This window comes from Cohnella thailandensis, from assembly GCF_014212135.1.
Classification (GTDB): Bacteria; Bacillota; Bacilli; order Paenibacillales; family Paenibacillaceae; genus Cohnella; species Cohnella thailandensis.
Genome location: NZ_JACJVQ010000003.1, coordinates 211,684 through 230,207, shown reverse-complemented (window position 1 = coordinate 230,207; position 18,524 = coordinate 211,684). Strand labels below are relative to the sequence as shown.

Annotated in this window: 17 protein-coding genes; 14 read left to right on the top strand and 3 right to left on the bottom strand. The window is 56.5% G+C overall.

The annotated features are described in order from the left end of the window. Positions 1-53 precede the first annotated feature (53 nt). A complete protein-coding gene (locus H7B67_RS03365; protein ID WP_342592533.1) occupies positions 54-749 on the top strand; it encodes a winged helix DNA-binding protein in 696 nt (231 codons plus the stop codon). Positions 750-773: 24 nt separating this feature from the next. Beyond that, the gene (locus H7B67_RS03360; RefSeq protein ID WP_185118381.1) at positions 774-1,358 is read left to right on the top strand and encodes a GNAT family N-acetyltransferase; all 585 of its coding nucleotides are present in this window, start codon (positions 774-776) and stop codon (positions 1,356-1,358) included. A 27-nt stretch (positions 1,359-1,385) separates the two neighbouring features. On the opposite strand, the gene H7B67_RS03355 is transcribed toward H7B67_RS03360, so the two are convergent. Further along, entirely contained in the window at positions 1,386-2,003 is a 618-nt protein-coding gene (locus tag H7B67_RS03355) for an NUDIX hydrolase (protein WP_185118380.1), read from the bottom strand. A 137-nt stretch (positions 2,004-2,140) separates the two neighbouring features. Here H7B67_RS03355 and H7B67_RS03350 point away from each other — a divergent pair, with 137 nt between their 5' ends. The 4 genes from H7B67_RS03350 to yidC all read left to right on the top strand — a co-directional run bounded on the left by H7B67_RS03350 (position 2,141) and on the right by yidC (position 5,818). Next, positions 2,141-3,511 carry a helix-turn-helix domain-containing protein gene (locus H7B67_RS03350; protein ID WP_185118379.1) on the top strand — a complete coding sequence of 457 codons (1,371 nt, stop codon included), beginning with the start codon at positions 2,141-2,143 and terminating at the stop codon, positions 3,509-3,511. Then, positions 3,495-4,091: a GyrI-like domain-containing protein gene (locus H7B67_RS03345; protein WP_245363698.1), complete on the top strand. Its 597-nt coding sequence runs from the start codon at positions 3,495-3,497 to the stop codon at positions 4,089-4,091. Before H7B67_RS03350 ends, H7B67_RS03345 begins: the two co-directional genes overlap by 17 nt. 86 nt (positions 4,092-4,177) lie before the next feature. After that, entirely contained in the window at positions 4,178-4,588 is a 411-nt protein-coding gene (locus H7B67_RS03340; RefSeq protein WP_185118378.1) for a VOC family protein, read from the top strand. A gap of 378 nt (positions 4,589-4,966) precedes the next feature. Next, entirely contained in the window at positions 4,967-5,818 is an 852-nt protein-coding gene (yidC, locus tag H7B67_RS03335; RefSeq protein ID WP_185118377.1) for a membrane protein insertase YidC, read from the top strand. Between the two features lie 106 nt (positions 5,819-5,924). On the opposite strand, the gene H7B67_RS03330 is transcribed toward yidC, so the two are convergent. Continuing rightward, positions 5,925-6,116, bottom strand: a complete 192-nt coding sequence (locus H7B67_RS03330) for a DUF2524 domain-containing protein (RefSeq protein WP_185118376.1) — start codon at positions 6,114-6,116, stop codon at positions 5,925-5,927. Between the two features lie 526 nt (positions 6,117-6,642). Between H7B67_RS03330 and trpS the strand changes: the two genes are divergently transcribed. The 8 genes from trpS (at position 6,643) to H7B67_RS03290 (ending at position 17,488) form a co-directional block, all read left to right on the top strand. Next, positions 6,643-7,632, top strand: coding sequence for a tryptophan--tRNA ligase (gene trpS / locus H7B67_RS03325; RefSeq protein WP_185118375.1), 990 nt, complete (start codon positions 6,643-6,645; stop codon positions 7,630-7,632). 111 nt (positions 7,633-7,743) lie between these two features. Further along, positions 7,744-8,403, top strand: a complete 660-nt coding sequence (locus H7B67_RS03320) for a GntR family transcriptional regulator (protein ID WP_185118374.1) — start codon at positions 7,744-7,746, stop codon at positions 8,401-8,403. A 297-nt stretch (positions 8,404-8,700) separates the two neighbouring features. Next, positions 8,701-9,534 carry a metallophosphoesterase family protein gene (locus H7B67_RS03315; protein ID WP_185118373.1) on the top strand — a complete coding sequence of 278 codons (834 nt, stop codon included), beginning with the start codon at positions 8,701-8,703 and terminating at the stop codon, positions 9,532-9,534. 299 nt (positions 9,535-9,833) lie between these two features. Then, positions 9,834-10,622, top strand: coding sequence for a tyrosine-protein phosphatase (locus H7B67_RS03310; RefSeq protein ID WP_185118372.1), 789 nt, complete (start codon positions 9,834-9,836; stop codon positions 10,620-10,622). Positions 10,623-10,658: 36 nt separating this feature from the next. Continuing rightward, positions 10,659-12,029: an ABC transporter substrate-binding protein gene (locus H7B67_RS03305; protein ID WP_185118371.1), complete on the top strand. Its 1,371-nt coding sequence runs from the start codon at positions 10,659-10,661 to the stop codon at positions 12,027-12,029. Positions 12,030-12,061: 32 nt separating this feature from the next. Further along, a complete protein-coding gene (locus H7B67_RS03300; RefSeq protein ID WP_185118370.1) occupies positions 12,062-13,033 on the top strand; it encodes a carbohydrate ABC transporter permease in 972 nt (323 codons plus the stop codon). Positions 13,034-13,055: 22 nt separating this feature from the next. Continuing rightward, positions 13,056-13,874, top strand: a complete 819-nt coding sequence (locus H7B67_RS03295) for a carbohydrate ABC transporter permease (protein ID WP_185118369.1) — start codon at positions 13,056-13,058, stop codon at positions 13,872-13,874. Positions 13,875-14,128: 254 nt separating this feature from the next. After that, complete coding sequence (locus tag H7B67_RS03290) at positions 14,129-17,488, top strand: NEAT domain-containing protein (protein ID WP_185118368.1); 3,360 nt, start codon at positions 14,129-14,131, stop codon at positions 17,486-17,488. 60 nt (positions 17,489-17,548) lie between these two features. Here H7B67_RS03290 and H7B67_RS03285 read toward each other — a convergent pair whose 3' ends face one another. Continuing rightward, on the bottom strand, positions 17,549-18,430 hold the full coding sequence (locus tag H7B67_RS03285; protein ID WP_185118367.1) for a helix-turn-helix domain-containing protein: 882 nt from the start codon (positions 18,428-18,430) through the stop codon (positions 17,549-17,551). Positions 18,431-18,524 lie beyond the last annotated feature (94 nt).

The window sequence follows — 18,524 nt, the reverse complement described above, 5'->3', positions numbered from 1 at the left end:
GGCCCGGTTGCTATACTGAAGACAAGAAAACACACGGAAGAGGGGAAGGATTGGTGGTCCGAGCGTCTGCTAAGAGCGTCGAACAAGAGCTTCTGGTTACGGAGCTGATCAGTCAGATTGCCGCCATGCAGAAACGGTTCCAAGCGGAAGGCGAAGACGAAGAGAGACTCTGGATGATGGCGAACGCCCCGAATGACGAAGTGATCTCCTTTCTGAAGGAAGCCACCGTCATGATGCTTCACATGGTGGATGCGATCGGGGAGTCGGAGCCTATCAACGGAATCACGATCTCCAAGCGGTTCGGCGTCCCGAGGGGCAGCGTGTCCAAGATGACGCGGAGACTGGCGGAGCTGGGCGTCATTCAAGCCGAATCGCTTCCCGACAACAGGAAAGAAGTGCTGTTCCGATTGACTTCCTTGGGCAGACAGATCTTCGAGATTCACCAGAGGCTGCATGTCCATATGAACCGCAACGTGCGCGAATTTCTAAGCCGGTACGATCTCGATCAGCTGCGGTTTCTCGTGCAATGCATGAAGGATACGGTAGAGACGTCGTGGGTACGGTTGGAGAAGGGCGAGGAAGAAGAGGAAGAGGACGTGGCAAGTCCGGCTTCAACGGGATCGGGAGTCCCGAGCGAACCTTCCCGGACGGACGAGGCAAGCGAGATCATGGCCTTGCTGCGGCAATTGGACGCGAGAAAGCTGAAGAAGGCGAAGGAGCTGCTACGGATCGCCTTTACGGACGATTGAAGACAAAGCGATGGAGGAATGACCATGAGCGCCAAATGGACGGATCCGATTTTGTTGCCGATTCCCGAGAGCTTCGAGAGCCAACGTCTGATCATACGAGCTCCCCAATGGGATGACGGCATAAAGGTCAACGAAGCCATCCGCGAAAGCATAGAGGAGCTGCGTCCTTGGATGCCTTGGGCGCAGCAGGTACCTACGGCGGAGGAATCCGAAGTCGTCTCCAGGCAGGGAAGAGTTCATTTCCTGGAGCGTTCGGACATGATGCTATATCTCCTTCATAAAACAACGGGGCGATTCATCGGAAGCAGCGGCCTTCACCGAATAGACTGGCAGGCTAGAAAATTCGAGATCGGCTACTGGATTCGCACTTCCTCCAGCGGACAAGGGTATATGACGGAGGCGGTCGACCGTATTACGAATTTCGCGATCAACGTCCTGCAAGCGAACCGAATCGAAATCCGGTGCGACTCCAGGAACGCGAAGAGCGCCCGGGTGGCGGAGCGGCTCGGCTTCGCCAAGGAAGCCTTGCTTCGGAGCGAGAAGCAAGGCGTGGACGGCAGCTTAAGGGATACCCTCGTATTCGCCAAGGTTAGAGGCGCGGAGTTCTAAGTCGATTCTGAGAACCCGCGATCTCTCTCAATCCAGAATCGTTTCCTTAGCCGGATCTCTCAGGAATTCAAACATCCGTTTGATTTGCTCGGCGGTATTGCGTTCCTTCGAGAGCTCCGGCAAGCCGTTCTCCCCGAAGAAGCCGACCTCGCTCGTCTCCAAGCCTCCCTGGGCTTCCCCGCCCACGATCTCGCAGCGAATAAAGAACTTGTAGACATGGTAAGGCTCGGGCGGATGGTTGTGGAACTTCTTGTCCAGCACGGCCAGCAGACGGACCGGCGCGACCGTGAACCCGGACTCCTCCTTGACCTCTTTAACGGCTACTTCCGAAGGAGAAAGGCCGATATCGGACCATCCGCCGGGCAGCGCCCATGCGCCGTCGATCTTCTCGCGAACGAGCAAAATTTTATTTTCTCTAAACACGACGGCTCTTATATCGACCTTCGCGGTGGCGTAACCGGTGTCGCTGGCGAAGGCGAGCTTGATCTTCTCGGTTCCGGCCGTCGTATAATTCGCGAGAATATCGATGCTGAGCTCCCTCAGCATCTCGTAACGCTCGATATCGTAAACATCCTTCGCGTAAGTCAATCCCGTCTGCGCGATCCCCTGGATTTGCTTCGCCCATTCCAGCCATTTCGGCTCCATGTCCGTTAGCCCCCTAGAATTTTCTGGATTTACCATTGTTATCATAACATCGATTTTTGAGAATTTTGAACCTATTGGGCGATTTTCCCTCTGTTATAATGGGAATCAAGAAGAAGCCGTACCGAACAGGTGGGAAAATGAGCTACGAGGATTCCGTTCAACAAGCGATCGACTTTATCGAAGAGCATCTGGAGGATGAGCTTGATCTCGCCGGCATAGCTGAAGAAGCTTTTCTCTCGCTTGCCCAGTTGTACCGGGTGTTCTACGCGCTGACCGGACATCCCGTCAAAGACTACATCCGCAAGCGAAGAATAAGCGTCGCCGCCGATCACCTAAGGAACTCAAATCGCAAGGTAGAGGAGCTTGCGTGGGACAGCGGCTTCGAGTCGTACCATTCGTTCGCCAAGGTGTTCAAGAAGATCGTCGGCTTGACTCCGGCCGCTTACCGCAAGGCCGACATCATCTTCAGCTTCGAGCCGATCCGCCTGCGCGAGAGCGTCGATTACTTGGAGAACCGGGAGCATTCGGAGCGGTACCCGGACGTCAAAGTGATCCGGCTCCATCCGGAGAGGGCGCATGCTTATTTGCATCTTTCCGAGCAGGAGGAAGGCATGGAGAACGAGGCTTTCCGGGCGGCGTACGAGAAGCTGGCGGCTGGCGGAGGGGACAGAGCCGTCAAATTCCGAATTTTCGGTCATAATGTCGACCTCCCCTCGGAGGGCGGAAGCCTCCGATACGGATACAAGGTGCTCGTTGTCGGCGCGGTGGGAATGACTCTCGACGATGCCTTTCGAGAAGAGACGTTCGCCGGGGGCTTGTATGCCGTAAGGAAGATTGCCGCGAAGTCTCCGAAGGTCGTTCAAGACGGATGGGACCGGCTTCTGGCGGATTGGCTGCCCAAGAGCACGTTCGAGATCGGCTCTCCCCCTTACCTGGAGGAATTCATCGCCTACAACGGCAAGGTGGCCCGGATGAACCTGCATCTCCCCGTGCAGCGCAAGCTCCGAGACGAACCGATCGAGATCGTCGAACGGGAGACGGCCGCGGTTTATTGCTGCCGAGGGTACGGAGAGGAAGCTCAGAAGGTGGCCGAACAAGGGTTGATCGACTGGTACGAGAGCCATCCGGTCAGCAAGCGGCAGGCCGGCTTGGGGACGTATTACATGTCCTATTCTTACGGCGCTCCGGACTCCGAGACTTATTGGTGGGAGAACGGCCTCCTTCTAGCGGAGCCGGAACTCATGCCGTCTGCGGGACTGGAGCGAAAGCGAATGGAAGCGGGGCGGTATGCGTGCTGCGCGACCAAGACCTATGGGCTGTTGACCGGCGTCTTGGACAAGATGCACCGGTGGATCGCGAAGAGCGGCAGCTATCGGTTGGATGAAGAGAGGCAATGGTTCGCGGAGTATCACGCCGCTGCGGGGATGGACATCGAACAGGATGCTCTTGTGAAAATCTATATTCCTATTCTGCCGGAGGAGAGTGCCCCAGTTGAACAATCCCGCTAAGAAGAACAAGGAAGAGAACTATCAGCCCCAACACGTTCCGCAGGCGTTCAAAGTGATTAATGGCCAGCTGCATACCAAAATCGAGGTGGAGACCATGGAAGACATGAAACCGCGGGTCGTCGAGCACGGCGAATTGAAGCTGATCGGCATTCCGTGCGTCAGCTTGAAGGACATGGGCGGCAAGTATCGGCATGCGAAGGAAGGGCTGTTGTCGTCGACGAAGCATTTTCCGTTCGTGAAGAATCCTTCCGTTCATTACGGGATCTGGCCCGAGGCTCCCACGCAGAGCGAGTCCGACTTGCACGCTTATATTCTGTGCGTGGAAGTCGACGCTTTCGACGGCGTTCCGGAGTGGTACTTCAAGACGACGCTGCCGCCCCAGAAGTGCGTGGTCGTGCCCAATAAGGACGGCGACTACGATGCCGCCTGCCGCGTGGTCGATCGGTACGTCAGCGATAACGGCCTTATCGTCGGAGCCCAAGACCGGAAGTACACGATTTGCGAACGCTACGACTACGAAGGCGAAGGCTTCGCCAAATATTCGCTTCCGATTCAAGGGATTCGGGAGGAACAGCGATGAGCCAGCCGATCAGACGGAATTCCCCGGAAAGCTATCGGCCGTTCAGCGTCCCGAAAGCTCTTAAAACGATAAATGGAGGCATTGCCATGACCAAACCATTAAGCACGGAAGAAGGAAGGCCGTCTGTCAGCCCGATCAAAAACAAAGTCGGCAGCGTTTTCGTTCCGGTACGGGATATCGAGAAGGCGCGCAGCTGGTACTGCCGCGTTCTTGGGCTGAACGAGGAGGACTGCGGGATCGTGGGGGGACACCTGTGCCCGCTGCCGATGGAAGGAACCGGAGTCGTTCTGGACACGATGCCTAAGTGGGGCGGCCAAGAGCCGGGCGGAGCGCCATCGATCGAAACGCCAGCCTTTATGCTCATGACGGAGGACCTGCAGGGCTCTCTGAATTACATGAAGGAGCTCGGCGTCGAGCTCGTGACGGAGATCGAGCACGACCATTGGTTCGTCGTGAAGGATCCCGATGGCAACAAATTAATGATTTGCCGGGAATGACAACTTCCTTCGTTAGGGTTTCCCATAAGCGCATGATATAATGATTCCAATAACGGCGCTGAAGTCGAAACCTAAGGAGGCGAGGCCGGATGGAACAATGGATTGACTTGGTCCAATTGATATTCTCGTTCGGCCTCATCTACTCTATCGCTCTTCTGCCGTTCTCCTTATTTTCCACGGAAGAGATTCAATGGAACCATGCGGCCATTGCCGCGGGCTCCTCGATTGGCGTGCCTCTCAAGCCGTCTCCGCTCACGAGCATCCAGCGATGGATCGCCCGAACGGCAAGGCGCAAGGAAGCCCCCGATGACGACGCGGATTGCGACTCCCTGATTGTATCGAAGCTTACTTCATACAATAGGGAGGATAACCATAAACGTGACCACCAATTCCAAGCCTCGGAAACGAGCCAAGCTCGCTCTCGTCCTGATCGTCGGGTTGATTCTGGTCCTGTCGCTCAGCGGCTGTTCGGCGGCCGACCCGTCCCATCCGATCGAAGCTTCCACGCCCGGGTTCTTTAACCACTACTTTATTTATCCGTTCTCGGTTCTGATTCAATGGTGCGCGAACGCGTTCCATGGCGATTACGGCCTGTCGATTATCCTAATGACGTTCTTGATTCGGTTGGCGCTGCTGCCGCTTATGATGAATCAAACGAAGAAATCGGTCGCCATGAGGGAGAAAATGGCCGTTCTCCAGCCGGAGCTGAATGCGCTGAAGGAGAAGTACAAGGACGCGACCGGAGCGGAGGCCAGGCAGAAACAGCAAGCGGAGATGATGGAGCTTTACCGGAAGCATCAATTCAATCCTTTGAATATAGGCTGCTTGCCGATGCTGATCCAGATGCCGATTACCCTAGCCTTCTACTATGCGATTCGCCGTACCCCGGAGATCGCGGCCCATAATTTCTTGTGGTTCAGCTTGGGGAAGCCGGATATCGTGCTGCCGTTCATTGCCGCCATCGTATATTACGTTCAGTTTCGCGTGTCGCAATCGGCGGCCAAGTCGAGTCAGCAGAACCCGAACCCGCAAATGGCCGTCTTGGGCTTGATTTCCCCGCTTATGATGGGCGCGTTCGCGTTCGCGATGCCGGCGGCGTTGCCGTTATACTGGGCGGTCGGCGGAATTTTCGTTATCGCGCAGACGATCCTGCTCCATAAGAGGTATGCGAAGAAGCCTGCCGGCCAAGAGCCCAACGACTCGCATGTCCTGGCGGAAAAGAGCGTTTAAAGCGAAGAGTTATAAGAAAAGGGCCGTGCCGTTCTTCCCTCCGGAAGATGCGGCGCGGTCCTTTATCCGTTCTAACGGGATTTTCCTCATGAAAGAGGCGCTGCCATTAGGAGTTGCCGGAGTTGATGTCGCATTTATTCATAATGAACGAGATCTGATTCTCTAAGCGGTTGATCCGTTCCTGAGCCTCCGCGTCCTCCGAGCCTTGTCCGCGAAGCTCCGCCAGCTCTTGCTTCAGCCGATGAAGATCCTCTCCCGCGTTGGAGCAATCGTAGCTGCTCTCCAGATTATCGAGCATGAACCTTCTCCACCTTTCGTCGGATGTCCTCTCCTATTATGGAGGCCGCTTCGGAATTTATTCGCCTAAGCCCGATTGACATTCCCGATCCTTTTCCATAAGATAGCTAGTAATATCTCCAACAACGCAGAAGAAGGGTAAGTAGACATGCGAGGGTGGACTCAGAGAGCCGGTGGTCGCTGCGAACCGGTGTCCGGCGCATGCTCGAATGGACTTCCGAGTTGCTCTCCCGAACCGCCGCAAGGCGCATTAGGGAGCTGCCGGGCATCCCGCCGTTACCAAGGGGACGGTATCGAGATTCGTCGCAGGGCGATCTCCGCACCGGGAAGAGAGGATCGTCGCTCGCTTGCGTATCATGCGGGGGAACGATCGAATTAAGGTGGCAACGCGACAACCTCGTCCTTATCGGACGGGGTTTTTTTGACTTTAAAGGGGGTGATGGCCATGGAAGGCGGCTGGTGGCGGCGATCGATCGAGATGTCGTTTCGGATCATGTTGAATTCCAATTCAAGGAGGATGTTAACCCATGAAAGAACGAGTATTGACCGGAGATCGGGTGACCGGCAAGCTTCACCTTGGCCATTACGCCGGAAGCCTACGGAATCGCGTAATCCTGCAAGACCAGTACGAGTCGTTCGTGCTGCTGGCCGACGTTCAAGCTTTGACGACGCATTTTGACCGGCCGGAATTGATCCGTCGCCATCTGCGCGAGGTGGCTCTCGATTACTTGGCGGCGGGCATCGACCCGGAGAAGGCGACGATCTTCGTCCAATCGATGATTCCGGAGATCGCGGAGCTGACCGTCCTGTTCTCGATGTTCGTTACCGTGAACGTTCTGCGGCATAATCCGACAATCAAGTCGGAGTCGAAGAACAGCGGGCTGGACGAGATGTATTACGGCTTTCTCGGGTATCCGGTCAGCCAGGCGGCCGATATCGCGTTCTGCAAAGCGACGATCGTGCCGGTCGGGGACGACCAGCTGCCGCACCTGGAGCTGACCCGTAAGATCGTGCGCCGGTTCAACGAGCTGTATAAGCCGGTGCTCGTAGAGCCGAAGCCGCTCGTCGGCGAGATGCCCAGGCTCGTGGGGACGGACGGCAACGCCAAGATGAGCAAAAGCATGGGCAACTCGATTCCGCTCGATTCGTCCGCGGAAGAGCTTGTTACGCTTATCAAGCGGGCGGTAACGGACCCAAGCCGCATTCATAAGAACGATCCCGGCCACCCGGATATTTGCCCTATTTACGCTTACCATCGGGCTTTTCGGCCGGAGGGAATCCCGGAGATACGAGAAGGGTGCGAGAAGGGAACGATGGGGTGCGCGGCTTGCAAAGGTCAGCTCGCTTCTGCTTTGGAGCAGCTGCTCGCCCCGATGCGGGAGCGCCGGGCGTTCTATGAAGCGAGACCGGGCTCCGTCGACGAGATTCTTATGTCCGGTACCCGGCGCGCCCGCGAAATCGCCCGGCAGACGATGCAAGAGGTAAGGGAAGCGATGAGCCTCGATTATTTCAAGTAAAAGCAAATTCATATTTTCCTCCAATTGTAAGCTCTTCGGTCATTCTGTATACTATGATGTGCTTGTCATTGCGAGAGATTGTTAGAGAAAGTAACGGAGGATCATTCACCGATGTCCGAATTGGCTCTTGTCCATGTCGCTTATCAGGCCATTCATCAGAAGCTATTGAACGGCACCTACGTGCCGGGGATGCTGCTCTCGGAGAGCGAGCTGTCGGGGGAACTCGGGATGAGCCGGACTCCGGTGCGAGCCGCCGTGTCGCTGCTTGAGAAGGAAGGCTTCGTGCGGACGCTTAAGAAGAAGGGGATTCTCGTTCAGGGCATCGAGGTCGGGGAGCTGTTCGACATCTACGACCTGCTGTTGGCCCTGTATTCTTTCGCGCTGGATCAGATCGATGAGCACCAATATGAATTGGATCTCGAAGCGCTTCGCGGTCACCTTGGCGACATGCTGGAGGCGAGCGATAACAAGTTGAACCGCGAGTACTACGAGTGCGGCCTTAAGTTCATGAAGACCTTGCTTCTGGCGATCGACAACCGCAGCATTCTGGAGACCTTCGACCGTTACAAGGATAAAATGCTGTTCTTCGTCGTCGCTTACCGCTCTACGAAGGGCTCCAATCGCCCTTATACGGGCAGGAAGCTATACGCGGAGCTGCTCGATCTTCTAACGGAGAAGAACTATTCGGAAGCGAAGAAGTTCCTGAAGCAATATAAGCTGGGGTCGCAGGAGGAGCTTCTGCGCCATAGCCAATCGTTAACATTAACTTAATACTTGAGACATCTGACCTCGGAGCCTCGGAACCCTAGAACGGGTTTCCGAGGTTTTTTGACATTCCCTTCAAATCGCCGATCGAGGGCGACGCGAGGCGACAATCCGGGCTCGGATATCTGTTAAATAAAGGTCTATGGGCGGTTAACGAAAGAAAATCAGGATTAACAGAAGCCGAGACCTCCGTTTATTCCAGGTTTACATACAAGATGAATAATTCTTGTATACAAGTTGAACATCAAAAGCTGTCGCCCTAATGCCAAGCATGAAATCTACCCAAAATCGGAGGTAATGATCATGACCCAAGAAAATCTCAAATTCATTCACCTGACGGACACTCACATGAACGCGGCTGGCAAGCAAGACGGATTGTTCTCGAAGGTTCACATGGCGGACAACGTTAGGAAAGTATTCAAGCACGCGAAGGAATCCGGCGTGAAGCCGGCATTCGTCCTGATCACGGGCGACCTGTCCCATGAAGGGGATTCCGCGGATTATGCCTACATCCGCACGGTGCTGGACGAATGCTCCGAGCTGATCGGCGCTCCGGTCCATGTCGTGCTCGGCAATCACGACCACCGCGGTCCTTTCCGCGAGGGCTACCTGATGGAGTCCTCTTCCGAAGAGCCTTACTTCTACTCGTTCATGTACGACGGACTGCGCCTCATCGGGTTGAACACGCAAATCCCGGGAAGCCATTCCGGCGAACTGGACGAGCGGCAGCTTGGCTGGCTCGAGGCCCAGCTGAAGGAGCCGGCTCCGCAAGGGACGATCGTCGGCATCCACCATCCCGTCCTGGCGATCGAAGGCATGCCCGGCGACCACCTGCTTAAGAACAGAGGGCGATTCGGCGATCTGATCGCGGGAACGGACGTCATCGGCGTGATGGCTGGCCACGTTCATTCGAACAACGTCGGCACCTTCCGCGGAATCTGCGCCGTCGCGGCATCCGGAACGGCGTTCGCCGGCGAACTGGCGGATCAAGACAACTACGCGATGATCAATGCGATTAGCTATAACGTCGTCAGCGTGAATGCCGGCGAAGGCATCACGGTCCGCACGGTCGAGATTCCGACGGCCCGCGAGGAGCTGGTGCGCTTCCCGATCTCCCTGCTTGCCGCTCAGCACTGATCGATCGGCGCGGCGTCCCTCTGTTACCGATAGGACGCTGGCCCGGCTAACGGACATAGGCGACTCTTAAACGTCGTAAAATCGCGAACCGGAAACGTAACGGACATCCAGTCCGTTAGAAGGCCTCAAAGGCGCCTTAAAGCCGATCGTGCGGTTCTAAGGGCTTCCTGTGTCCGTTAGAAACCGGAGAGGGCCAATAAGCCGTTCTAACGGACTGTATGTCCGTAAGCGCACGGAGCCTTCTCCCGCAACGGCTACAATTCGAATTTTTATGATTAATAACAACGGAGGCACTCCCCATGACCACGCAGCACGTTACGAGAAGCACGCTTCTTCCGCTTCAAGGAGCCTTTAACTTCCGCGATATGGGCGGCTTGCGCGCGGCGGACGGCCGAACGGTAAAGCCGGGACTGCTGTTCCGCGCCGCCGAGCTGACCGGGCTGACGGAGGAAGACCATCTGTACCTGAAGCCGATCGGCATGAGGACCGTCTTCGATTACCGCAACCGCGGCGAAGCGGAGGAGAAGCCCGATCCGGCGATCGGCGAAGCGGTCAATGTCCGCGTGCCCGCGAACGAAGCCGCCGAGCATGCGCCGCACGTCACGATGGAGCAGATGCTGGCAAGCGGCCATCATAAAGCGTTCACCGAAGACATGCTGGAGAAGCTGTACGTTCAGCTTCCGGTCGGCAACGCCTCCTACAAGAAGCTGATGGCGCTGCTGAGCGAGCCCGAGACGAATCTGCCGCTCGTGCATCATTGCGCCGGCGGCCGGGACCGCACGGGAGTCGGAAGCATGCTTATCCTGATGACGCTTGGCGTGCCGTACGAGACGATCCTGGAGGATTATTTGTACTCCAACGATACGCTTCAAGGCTTCAACCGGTCGATGTTCGAGGCGGCTTCCAAGTACGTCTCGGCGGAGGAGCTGCAAGCTCTAGGAGAAGCGATGCTCCTTCGGGAGCGGTATCTGAAGGCCTCCCTGCGAAGCATCGAGCAGGCCTACGGAACGTTCGAACGTTATTTGGCGGAAGAATTCGGCATCGACGAATCCGTCCGCGCCCGCATTCAAGCATACTGTCTGGAATAATCCAAGGTTCATAAACTCAAGGGGGTCTTATTCAACATGCAAGGTTGGAAAAAGGGAGCAAGCCTTATCTTGGCGCTTACGACGGCATTCGGATTAACCGCTTGCGGCAGCTCGGGCAACAATAACGACTCGAACGCCGCGGCTGCGGGCAACGCTTCGGAGCCTGCGGAGGCATCCGCAAGCGCGGAGCTTCCGGCGCTCGATCCGGCGAACCCGACGAAGGTTACGTTCTACAGCTACAGCCTCGCTTATCCGACCATGAAGGCAGGAATGGAAGAGCTGCTCAACGAGTTTAACGAAACGGTCGGCAAGGAGAAGGGCGTTATCGTCGAAGGGATCGCGGATACGACCTTAACGCAATGGAAAACGGATATTCAGGCCGGCAAGCAGGTCGATATCGTCCAGCACGGATTCGCTACCATGGACAGCTCCCGCCAGACGTTAGGCTTCAAGGCTTTCGAGGATGTCTTCCCGAAGGATGAGCTGGAATCGCACCTGCAAGGCATCTCCCCGAACGCGCAGGCGCTGGGCAAGATCGATGGCAAGATGTACGGTCTGGCCTTTACGTTCAGCACGCCGATCCTGTTCATGAACGGCAAGCTGTTCCAAGATGCGGGCCTGGACCCTAACAACCCGCCGAAGACTTGGGACGATGTGAAGGCAGCGGCTCTGCAGATCAAGGAGAAGACGGGCAAGGACGGCTTCGGGCTTGCTCCGAACAACGGCTGGACGACGGAAGGCGTTATCCTGAGCAACGGAGGCAAAGTGATAGCCGACGACCGCAAGTCGGCCGAGTTCGCGAGCGACGAGGGCATCGAAGCCATTCAAATGTGGAAAGACCTCTATCACAGCGGCGCGCATGCAGTGGGCACCGATTCGGAAGTAACGGAGCAGTTCATGGCAGGCAATCTGGGGATGTTCCTTCAGTCGACGTCCGTGTACAGCGGCATCAAGAGCGCTTCCGAAGCCGCCGGCTGGCAAGTGTATGGGGCCCAAATGCCGCAATTCGGAGACAAGCCGTCCGTTCCGGTCAACTCCGGCAGCATGTTGGCGGTTCGTCCGGACAGCGACATCAAGGCTGCGGCGATCTGGGAGTTCGTTAAATTCGTGACCGGGGATCGCGGTTATACGATCATCACCTCCAAAGTCGGCTACCTGCCGCTGCGGACGGCGCTGGCAGACGATCCGAACGGCCTGAAGGACTTCGTCGACCAGAATCCGCTGTATCGCGTCAATCTAGCGCAGCTCGACCGCATTCAACCGGTTGCAATCTGGCCCGGAGAGTATGCGACCGAGATCGCTACGGCATTCACCGACGCGATCGTGAAGGCTGTCTCGACGGACGCCGATGTGAGGGAGACGCTGACCCAAGCGCAAGACCAAATTAACGACATGCTTCAGCAATAACCCATCCTGTGGGAAAGGAGCTATCTTCCGCCATGAGCCATATGGAACCGACTGCCGTAATCCCTCCCTTGGCGGGGACCGCTTCGGCAACACACGCCTCCGTCAGCCGACGAGCTCTGTTGATGCGGCGGTTGAAGCCGTACTTGTACCTTCTGCCCGCGATCGTGCTGCTTATTATCTGGATGTACAGGCCGCTCCTCTATACGTGCTATCTGGCTTTCCAGAAGTGGGGCATGGTTCCCGGTACGGAGCCGACCTTCGTCGGCTTCGATAACTTTACCCGATTGTTCCGGACGGACTCCTTCGTCCATTCGATCGGGAACACCGTCTTCTATACGGTTGGGCTGCTGCCCTTCTCGATTGTAATCCCGCTTATCCTCGCCGTCGTGACGGACGGGATGAAGGGCAAGTCGAAGAATTTCTACCGGGCGATCTTCTTTATCCCGATGATTCTCGCCCCCGTGTCCGTCGGAGCCATCTGGCGCTGGCTCTTCCATCCGTCGAACGGGCTCGTCAATAACCTTCTGCTGAAGCTGAACGTCGTCGATCGGCCGATCGCCTTTTTCTCCGATGCGCAATGGGCGAAGTGGATCATTCTGTTCATTACCGGTTGGAAAATGATTGGATTCGCGGTGCTCATGTTCTCTTCGGCGCTTACCGGCATCAATCGGGAATATTATGAGGCTGCGAGCATCGACGGCGCCGGAAAATTCCGAGTATTCATTCGCATTACGGCGCCGCTCGTCTCCCCGATGGTCCTGTTCATGCTGACGATGAGCATTCTGTTCGCCAGCCAATGGACATTCGCGTACATTGACATGCTGACCGCCGGCGGACCTTACGGATCCTCGACGAACGTATACTACGAGATGTACAAGAACGCATTCGCAAACATGAACGTCGGCTTTAGCTCGGCGGCAGCCCTTGTTTTCTTCGTGGTGTTCGGGCTGATCGCACTGGGACTGAATGCTCTGTCCCGGAAGCTGAGCTTCTATGACAACTAGCACAAGAGAGAGGAGATCTACCATGAATAAGCGTTCGCCGGCGTTAACGCTCGTGCAGCATGGATTGCTCGCTCTCATGTGCGTGATCGCGGTATTCCCGCTGTATTGGATGCTGATCTCGGCGTTCAAGAACGAGTCGGAGATCTTCACGGCGTCGATGTTTCCGCACAAGCCGGTCTTGACCAACTTTACCTATGCTTTTGACGAGATGCCGATATTCCGCATGATGCTCAACTCGTTCAGCATCGCCATTATGACAGGCGTCTTCCAGATGGCGACGAGCCTGCTCGCGGCTTATGCGCTCGTCCGGTGGCGGTTCCGCGGCCAGGGGCTTATCTTCTCTATTCTCAGCTTGACCTGGCTGATCCCTTATCAAGCGGTCATGGTCCCGAATTATTCGCTTGTGAACAGTATGGGGCTCAACGAGAATATCATGGGTATTGTGCTGCCGTACGCCGTCTCGACGTTCGCCATTCTATCGCTGTATCAGAGCTTTCAATCGTTTCCGAGAGTGCTGATTGAAGCGGCCAGCATCGACGGACTAAGCGACTTCGGCATTCTGGTGAAGCTGATTCTGCCGAATATCAAATCCATGGTGGCCTCTCTCGGCATCATCTTGTTCCTGAACGGCTGGAGCGAATATTTGTGGCCCATGCTGATCACCAAGGAGATGGAGAACGCCCCGATCGAGATCGGGCTCCGGCTGTTCGTCAATTCGGACACGAATATGTGGGGCTCGCTTATGGCAGCGGCGACGGCCGCGTGCATTCCGATTCTGCTGATCTACATTCTTCTGCAGAGGCAGATCGTGGATTCCTTCGTACGGTACGGGATGAAGTAAGAATAGGCGGCCGAGAAAAACGTAATGTAAAATTCATGCTCCGTTCATAATCGCTGAGTAAGCTAGCTCTGAATATATCCGCCGTATGGCGGTTCAGAGCTAGCTTCTTTTTTTTGCCCATTGATTGATAATGATTATCATTTCTAGTGGGCGAGAAACCGTCAAGAGAGGGGGCGCATCGCCGGAGCCATTGCAGAACCAGGGAGTGGAGCTTTATCGAACCTATCTATTTTTTCTCAGAGGAGCGTGCGGTTTTGAACAGGTTATTCAAGAAATCGGTCTCGTTATTTGTCGCGTTAGGACTGTTATTCTCTCTGTTGCAGATCGGACAAGCAGCGGCTGCAACCGTCGTTAAGGTTCCGGATGGCGAATATTCGGTTCCGTTCCGGGCGTTAAAGGATAATTCGGAGGACAATTCGGCCGCGGCTGCTTTCATGGAGCTGAACTCCGGCAAGCTGATCGTCGAAGGCGGTCAGATGACTCTTCTCTTCAAGGTGAATAATTACGAATGGTACCGATACTTCGGCCATTTGACGCCCGGCAAGAGCAAGAGCCTCGACCCGGCGGATTATACCGAGAGCACGCCGCTCTCGACAGAGCCCGGAGTAGATCTCTTTGGAAGTCCCATGGAGGAATACTACGCTACCTTCAGCGTTCCGGTCGAGAGCCTCACGGAAAGAATCGAAATGCTGATGCACATCATCGTCAAAGCGATCAATTACGACAATTGGTATAACGTTCAGCTCTCGCTCGATACCTCCAAGCTGCCCTTGATTCCCGCGGACAGCGGCGGAGGCGCGGGAGTTCCGGAGGCTGCCCTGGAGCAGTTGGACGAACAGATCTCCGTCGTTCAATCGGTTTATGAAGGGACAACGGAAGGGTATGCCGACGGCGATTATTACCCGGGTTCCAAAGTGTCGCTTTACTCGGCTATCTTGAGCGCGCAGGAGACGGCCAACGATGCGGAAGCGACGCCGGAGCAAATTACGCAAGCTTATAATGATCTCGTTACCGCCCTCGCGAACCATGAACGGCTGAAGGTCGCGGTCGACCGGGCCGCGTTGCAGCAGCTGATTACGGAAGCGACGGATTATGCCGATAACATCAAAATCGTAGGTTCGCATACGGGAACCGCCGCCAACGGCAATAACGCTGTCGTCTGGGAAGGAGAAACTCCCAAATCGAACGCCGATAACCTTAAATCCGCGCTTTCGGCGGCCAACAGCGTCCATGCCAGCGCATCGGCTACTCAATTTACGGTAAACAGTCATTTGAACCTATTGAGCAAGTCGCTTGCCGCCGCCAAGTCTTTCCTAACTACGAAGGAGACGGTTCCGCTGATTGTCCTGGATAGCCTTCAGGCCGGCACCAAATCTTCCTTGGCTTCTTACTTCGAAGATAACGCGGATGTGCTGCGCTCGAATTATTACGTCTATGAGCACATCGTCTGGAGGAACATAGCCAACGTCGACAAGTCTTCGGTCACTTACTCTCGGCCGACCAAAGACGGGGCGTACTCCGCCTCCTCCAATAAAGCGGTCGAGATCCCCGGAGCGAGCGGGAGCGACACTTGGGCAACGCAATTGACGGAGAATAGAGACGCTACTTTGCCGAACACGAGCGGAATCATCCCGTTGACCTTCAAGACGCTCGAACCTTCCGTTACCCAAACCGTCTATTTAAGCTTCAATGGAAGCCTGTTGACCGCGCTTGACGCGAAGGCGGACGAGGCGCAGGAGCTGTTGGACGACACCTCGGAAGGCAACGCTCCGGGACAATATCCGTCGGAAGCGCGGTCCGCTCTTCAAACGGCTATAGACAGCGCCAAAGCGACAGCGGCTAATCTGGGCTCCACCCGATTGGAGATCTCGGGAGCGGCAACCGCTCTGCAAACGGCGGTAGATACCTTTAAAGCAAGCACTCTTCAAGGCGTGAACTATTCGGTCGCGCACGCGACGTATGCAACGTTCTCGACCATGGACGGCTATTTGTTGAAGCCGGCCTCCCTCTCTACGGTTAATGGGGAGACCTACGCAACGTTAACGATTAAAGACAGTTCGATCATTCCCGAGTTCAAGGTCAAGCAGAACGGCGATTACGTCGACGCGGCTGTTGTGAGCGCGAACGAAAAGGCCGACACAAGAACGGTAAAGTTCAAAGTGGAGAATCCGGGAGCCATGGTAGACGCCCAGGTTAAAATCGCCCAAGGAGCTTACCAGGCGACTCACGACATTCGCTTGAACTTTAACGGCGTGGATAACTCGGCGTTATCGCAAGCCGTCTCCGCAGCTAACGCCTTGCTCCGGACGGCTAAGGCGGGAACCGAGCCGGGCCAATATCCGGCGCAAGCGATCGCTGCCTTCAAGTTGGCCATCGATACGGCCGGCGAGGAAGCGGTCCGAATTCCGGGCTCGCAGCAGCAGACCGATGCGGCGCTTGCCGCCCTGCAATCGGCGGCAGCCGCGTTTAAGGCAACGGTCGTGCCGGAACCGGTGAAGGAACCCGAAGATGGCGCCTACACGATCGACTACCGAATCCTGAAATTCGGCACGAACGAGACCTCCGTCATGCAGGATTACGTGACGACTCCGGCTAGGCTGGACGTCTCCGGTTCGAAGCTAACCGTATCCATTACGCTGAAGCAGGACAAGGAGATCACGGCGCTAAAATTCAATGGCGCGGCTACGACGGTCGTCAGCCGCGATCCCGCGGCCAACACGCGCGTGGTTTCCTTCCCGGTAAACAATCTGAGCGAGGTTATCGACGGTTGGGTCAAGATCGAATGGCCGGCAGTCCATTATTTTAACGAGTACGACATTCAATTGAAGCTTGACGCCGCTACGTTAAAAAAGATCGAGAGTGGGGGCGGTGGAACGGACCCGGGAACAAATCCTGGTACGGATCCAGGCACGAATCCAGGCACGGATCCGGGTTCGAACCCGGGCACGAACCCCGGACCTGGAACGACTCCGACCGCTCCGACTCCCGGCACCGGCACCGACACCGAAACCGACACGGACACCGGAACGGGTACCGAACCGGGCGCGAATCCCGGACCGACGATCTCCTTCAGCGATACGAAGGGGCACTGGGCGGAGGCAGCGATTCAAAAGGCGGTTGAGCTCGGCATTGCCCAAGGGTTCGAGGACGGCAGCTTCCGCCCGAACGCGACCGTATCCCGCGCGGAGATCGCGGCGTTCCTCAGCCGCGCGTTGAAGCTGGACGCGGCAGCTTCCGGTTCGGCCGGATTATCCGATGCGGATAAGCTGCCGGCATGGGCGAAGCCGCACATCCTGAGCGTTGCCGGCGCCGGCTTGATGACCGGCTATGCCGATTCCACCTTCGGGGCAGGCGATACGATCACCCGCGCGGAGATCGCGATCATCGTCGCGCGAGCGCTTAAGTTGACGCCTTCCGCCAATCCGACATTGACCTTCGCGGATGCGAGCCAAATTCCGGCATGGGCGAGAGGAGCCATCGCGGCGGTCGCGGAAGCAGGCCTCATGGAAGGCAAGGACAATAACCGATTCGATGCCAAAGCAGGCTTAACCCGCGCGGAAGCGTTGACTCTGATTGTCCGTCTACTGGACGCACTGCACAAGGAGCAAGCGTAACTATCCAAACAAGATAACGCAAGACGGAAGCCCCCATGGCGGGAGGCTTCCGTCTTCCTTTTACAGTCCGCCCCCGCGTCGCAGGCTGCGGTATTGGGTAGGAGACTGACGATAGAAGTCGGAGAATTGCTTGGAGAAGTAGTGCACGGTGTCGTAGCCGAGCTGCTCGGAGATTCGGGTGACCGATTGGTCGCTCTCCAGCAGCAGGGCCGCGGCTTTTTTCATTTTCAACCTGAGCTGGTATGCCTTCGGCGTCATCCCCGTCGCGCTCTTGAACAGGGAATAGAAGTGGGACTTCTCCAGGCCGCATTCCCGGCTCATCTCCTCGTGGGAGAAGCGGGCTTCCGGCTCCCACTCCATCCGCTCGAGAAGGCGCGCGATGCGGCGGTCGTACGGGAAGTCGGAGCGAAGCTCGCCGTGGGCGTGAAGCAGCCATGCCTTCATGAGGCTGGACACGAGCGCTTCGGCATTCCCGTCGGACGGATCGTGCCACCCGCAGATCCGGACGAACCAGTCCGTCAGCGGAGAATGGCCGGGAACCCGGGCATGAACGGGAAGGGCCTCCAGCTCGGGACAGCTCACCGCGGAAGGCATAAGCTCCGGGTCGGGGCGGCTCGTTTGGAACGAGAAGCGGGAGAACAGCCGATCGGGCTTCCCCCAGAGGTCGCAATAAATATTGTAAGCCTCCAGCGGAGCGGCGGAAGACAAATGGAACGAATGCGCCTCCCCCGGCCTTATGAAGACGAGCGACCCCGGACCGACCGGATACGATCTGCCCGCGACGGCGACTCTTCCCTGCCCGTGAAAGAAGAGATGGAAAGCGTAGGTGTAGCCGACCCGGGTCTCCTCGTGGACGTCGCCGCGGTACGTGTAGCGATGGGCTTCCCGGACGTAAACGGTCGTTTCCGACAGCTTTCGCGCACCCGCCGAATTTATCTCCACCTGGAACACCACCGGAATATTTTATAAATGATGGAATGCTGTTAAAAGACGTTGGCCCCACTCCATCATACAATAGTGACAGCGCTTAACGAAA

What these genes read in the sequence shown, in the direction of transcription:
- H7B67_RS03360 (WP_185118381.1), top strand. Translation starts at nt 774, where the DNA reads ATGAGCGCCAAATGGACGGATCCGATTTTGTTGCCGATTCCCGAGAGC.
- H7B67_RS03355 (WP_185118380.1), bottom strand. Translation starts at nt 2,003, where the DNA reads ATGGAGCCGAAATGGCTGGAATGGGCGAAGCAAATCCAGGGGATCGCG.
- H7B67_RS03350 (WP_185118379.1), top strand. Translation starts at nt 2,141, where the DNA reads ATGAGCTACGAGGATTCCGTTCAACAAGCGATCGACTTTATCGAAGAG.
- H7B67_RS03340 (WP_185118378.1), top strand. Translation starts at nt 4,178, where the DNA reads ATGACCAAACCATTAAGCACGGAAGAAGGAAGGCCGTCTGTCAGCCCG.
- H7B67_RS03330 (WP_185118376.1), bottom strand. Translation starts at nt 6,116, where the DNA reads ATGCTCGATAATCTGGAGAGCAGCTACGATTGCTCCAACGCGGGAGAG.
- trpS (WP_185118375.1), top strand. Translation starts at nt 6,643, where the DNA reads ATGAAAGAACGAGTATTGACCGGAGATCGGGTGACCGGCAAGCTTCAC.
- H7B67_RS03320 (WP_185118374.1), top strand. Translation starts at nt 7,744, where the DNA reads ATGTCCGAATTGGCTCTTGTCCATGTCGCTTATCAGGCCATTCATCAG.
- H7B67_RS03315 (WP_185118373.1), top strand. Translation starts at nt 8,701, where the DNA reads ATGACCCAAGAAAATCTCAAATTCATTCACCTGACGGACACTCACATG.
- H7B67_RS03310 (WP_185118372.1), top strand. Translation starts at nt 9,834, where the DNA reads ATGACCACGCAGCACGTTACGAGAAGCACGCTTCTTCCGCTTCAAGGA.
- H7B67_RS03305 (WP_185118371.1), top strand. Translation starts at nt 10,659, where the DNA reads ATGCAAGGTTGGAAAAAGGGAGCAAGCCTTATCTTGGCGCTTACGACG.
- H7B67_RS03300 (WP_185118370.1), top strand. Translation starts at nt 12,062, where the DNA reads ATGAGCCATATGGAACCGACTGCCGTAATCCCTCCCTTGGCGGGGACC.
- H7B67_RS03295 (WP_185118369.1), top strand. Translation starts at nt 13,056, where the DNA reads ATGAATAAGCGTTCGCCGGCGTTAACGCTCGTGCAGCATGGATTGCTC.